2 protein-coding genes and 1 pseudogene are annotated in these 2,783 nt (G+C 74.5%); all 3 read right to left on the bottom strand.

Annotation, left to right across the window (positions count from 1 at the left end):
• Nucleotides 1-1,553, bottom strand: a pseudogene (locus tag D7V77_RS43460) (hypothetical protein); the annotation flags it as partial.
• A 164-nt stretch (nucleotides 1,554-1,717) separates the two neighbouring features.
• Nucleotides 1,718-1,984, bottom strand: coding sequence for a GlsB/YeaQ/YmgE family stress response membrane protein (locus tag D7V77_RS41375; protein WP_014393940.1), 267 nt, complete (start codon nucleotides 1,982-1,984; stop codon nucleotides 1,718-1,720).
• A gap of 109 nt (nucleotides 1,985-2,093) precedes the next feature.
• A partial coding sequence (locus D7V77_RS41370; RefSeq protein WP_233597550.1) for a 16S rRNA (uracil(1498)-N(3))-methyltransferase occupies nucleotides 2,094-2,783 on the bottom strand: 690 nt, incomplete at its 5' end.

Here is a 2,783-nt window from a genome sequence, read left to right as displayed (position 1 = left end):
GTGGGGGCAGGGGCGGGCGAGGCTTCCATGAGGGACACTCCCGGAGCGGGCGCCGGGGACGTCGCGTAGGCCGGCGTCTCCAGCGGAGGCAGGATGGCCGGGTCCTCCATGACGGGAAGGCCCGGAGCGGCGTCCCGGCGAGACGGACCGGAGGCCTGCGCGGGAGCATCCATCAAGGGCAGGCCGGAAGTGGCCTGCGGTGCATCCCAGTGCTCGGCGGCCGACGGTCCGGAGGCGGGCTCCCGGCGGGGGAAACCGGACGAAGCCTGGGCCTGCGCGCCACCCATCCGGGCGGAGGCCTGGGCCTGCGAGGCCGAATCCATGTGCGGCAGACCGGAGGCCTGGGCCTGCGCGGGCGCGTCCATGAGGGGCAGGCCGGGCGAACCCTGCGCGTTGCCACGAGGCTGGCCAGAGGCGGCCTGGGCCTGCGCGGGCGCGTCCATGCGAGGCAGGCCGGGAGAACCCTGCGCGTTGCTACGTGGCTGGGCGGAGGCGGCCTGGGGGCGCGAAACGTGCGGCTCCGTGCCGTAGGCCGGCGTGAGCGCGGAGCCCGGGCGGGGCTCCGTGGAGGGCACCGGAGGCTGCGCGGCGCGAGGCACGGCGACGCCAGGATTCTGGAAGCCCGGCTCCGACAGGGCCGCGGTGGGCGCGGCGCGCGGAGGCACGGCGGCCATCGGCGCCACGCCCGGAGGCGGCGCGGCGGGACGCGGAGGCTGCACGGCGCCAGCGGGCGCGTTCCCAACGGGAGGCGTGGCGCGAGGAGGCATGGGCGCCGCCGCCCGAGGCGCCTGCTGCGCGGGAGCCCGGACCGCCTGACCCTCCGCGTGCTGCGCGGGGACGCGATCGGCCTGGGCAGGACGCGCAGCCGGAGCCGCCGCGCGAATCGTCGCATCCGCGGGGGACGCATCCGCCTGGGGCGCTGCAGGGCGCGCAGCCGGAGCTGCCGCGCGAATCGTCGCATCCGCGGGGGACGCATCCGCCTGGGGCGCTGCAGGGCGCGCAGCCGGAGCTGCCGCGCGAATCGTCGCATCCGCCTGGGGCGAAGCAGGACGCGCGGTCGGAGCCGCCGCGCGAATCGTCGCATCCGCGGGGGACGCAGGGGCCGGCGCGGGGCGAGCCGCGGGAGCCGGATGGGGCGCACGCACGGGACCATCCGTTGGAGGCACAGCGGCGCGAGGCGCGGCGGCCGGAGCCTGCGCGGGCGGTCGGGGCGCTGCTGCGCGCGGCGCGGCGGGAGGCACGGGCGCCATCCCCGGACGAACCGACGGCGTCATGCCCGGCGGAGTGACAGGGCCGCGAGGCGCCTCCAGCGCGAAGGCCGGCGTACCGCGCAGCGTCTCCGGCTCCAGCGGTTCGCTGTTCAGCGTGATGGGGTCGCCGCCGTCGGCGTCCTGGGCCATGCGGTCCCCGGCCTTGCGGCGATCAATGTGGATGTCGCGGTCGAGCAGGCTCGGGAGGGGGGCCACCGCGGGTGGGCGCGCGCCATTGGCGGCGCAAGCGGGGCAATCTCCGACCGGCGGCAGCGAGGCGCCGCACTTCAGGCACTTGGACAACGGATCCTCCCAGCGACGCGGACAACCGTCGCCATGAAAGGCCGCATTCAGGCCTGTAGCAAGAAAAGGACAAGCCCCCACCGGTCCCTCGCCCGAGGAACCGTCAGGGGCTCGTCAGCGCCATGCAACCCGCCCCGGAGGACGGTGCGTATGGGCGCCTCACGCTAGGCGTGGACGCGGCGCCGTCCCGCTGCTCCCACCAGGAGAAGCACGATGATCGCTCCCACGACCGACATGATGATGCCGGAGGCATGCAGGTCGAACAGCCGGCCGTTGCGCTCGAAGAGAGAGCCGATGAGACCACCCACCAGCGAACCCACCATGCCCAGCAGCGTCGTGGCCACCAGCCCCATGCTCTGCTTGCCCGGCAGGATGGCCCGGGCGATGAGTCCCGCGATGAGGCCGATGATGATGAATGCGATGATCCCCATGAGAGTCTCTCCCGTGTGAGGGACCCGCGAGGTCCCGAATGGCAGAAACGTAGGAATCACCACACGAATCCGTGACCTGGGATGCAGGGAGGGACTGTCTGCTCGACTGCTAACCGAGCGACCCGTCCAGGTGCTGCATCACCGCGAGCGCCGCGAGCGCCGCCGTCTCCGTGCGCAGGATGCGCGAGCCCAGCGTCACCGGTCGCGCGCCCAGCCCCCGCAGGCCCTCCACCTCCTCGCGCGCGAGCCCGCCCTCGGGGCCAATCACCAGCGCCACTGGCGTCCCCGCGGCCACGCTCCGGAACGCCTCGCCCAGCGGCACAGCGGACTCCTCTTCGTCCAGCACCAGCAGCAGCGTGCCCGGCGTCAGGGCACGCGCCGCGTCCAGCAGCGGACGGGGCGGATGCACCACCGGCACATCATCGCGCCGGCACTGGCGCGCGGCCTCCTCGACAATCTTCGCCCACCGCTGGGTGCGCTCCTCGGCGCGCTTCGGCTCCAGCTTCACCACGCTGCGCGCGGTGGCCACCGGATGGAACGCGGTGGCGCCCAGCTCCGTGCCCTTCTGCAGCACCAGCTCCATCTTGTCCCCCTTGGGCAGTCCCTGGAGGATGCTCATCTCGCGCGCGGGCGGAGTCACCCGCACGGCCCCCAGCACCAGCCGCACGGACTCCGCGTCCAAGCCGGTGACGCGCGCCTCGAAGGCGCGGCCCTTGCCGTCGAACACCTCCAGCGCGTCGCCGTCCTCCAGCCGCAGCACGTGGACGAGGTAGTGGCGGCGCTCGCCCGTGAGCGTCAC

Origin of the sequence: Corallococcus sp. CA041A, from assembly GCF_003612075.1 — a bacterium.
GTDB lineage: Bacteria > Myxococcota > Myxococcia > Myxococcales > Myxococcaceae > Corallococcus > Corallococcus exiguus.
Note: the sequence above shows the minus strand (reverse complement) of the source record. Positions and strands in the feature narration are given on the sequence as shown.

Bases quoted from the DNA above. Each gene is read 5' to 3' on its own strand.
- D7V77_RS41375 (WP_014393940.1), bottom strand. From the start codon at position 1,984: ATGGGGATCATCGCATTCATCATCATCGGCCTCATCGCGGGACTCATC.